Origin of the sequence: Brevundimonas sp. DC300-4 (genome assembly GCF_049897365.1) — a bacterium.
In the GTDB taxonomy this organism is placed as follows: Bacteria; Pseudomonadota; Alphaproteobacteria; order Caulobacterales; family Caulobacteraceae; genus Brevundimonas.
Genome location: NZ_JAFCWC010000049.1, coordinates 1 through 747 on the forward strand (window position 1 = coordinate 1; position 747 = coordinate 747).

The following is a 747-nucleotide window of genomic DNA, read 5'->3' on the forward strand; positions in this document are numbered from 1 at the left end:
GCCCATGCGGCATCAGCGTCGGCGCGGAAGCGGCGAAGTGTGGGTCTGCTGATCAAATGGCGTTGGACGTTGAAGGTGTTGTAAATCGCCGCGTGGGTGGTGAGGAATCTCTGGGCTGACGCTTGGGATTTGAACCGCTTCTGCTGTCGTTCTCGTCGTCGGATCGGCAAGTGGGAGTTCTCTACCCGATTGTTCTCGCGAAGCCGGCCCGGTCGATGCAGATGCCTCAGGTCCAGCTGATCCAGAGCCGCGCCGTATGAGGCCAGGCCGTCGGTCGTGATCATCTCTGGCTCGACAGTCTGGTTGTGAAGGAGCCGCCTGAGCAGCTTCAACGCGGCCTCTGTGTCCCGCCGGCGCTGGACCACGAGGTCGAGGACCTCGCCTTCGTCGTCGACCGCTCGCCACAGATACATCCGCTTGCCGCCAATCGAACAGACCATCTCATCCAGGTGCCAGCGAGGCGAGGGAGCTGGCCGACGGCGCTTCAGCCGCCTCGCGATCAGCGGTCCGAACTTGATCGTCCAGCACCGGATGGTCTCGTAGCTGACGTCGATCCCACGCTGAACCATGAGCTCCTCGACGTCCCGCAAACTCAGGCTGAAACGAAAGTACAGCCAGACGGCATGGCGGATCACATCTGCCGGAAACCGGTGGCGCTTGAACGAAATCGGCTTCACGAAATATCATCTCCAATAGCGGCTTAGGCCGTGATAAGTGGAGACGTTTTAGCGTTGGACTGACAGCACC

At 60.8% G+C, this 747-nt stretch carries 1 protein-coding gene; it reads right to left on the reverse strand.

Translation table 11 applies throughout. The features are described from left to right. Positions 1-677 (reverse strand): IS6 family transposase (locus ACP7AZ_RS17810; RefSeq protein WP_426039982.1); only part of this gene is annotated, 677 nt, incomplete at its 3' end. Positions 678-747 lie beyond the last annotated feature (70 nt).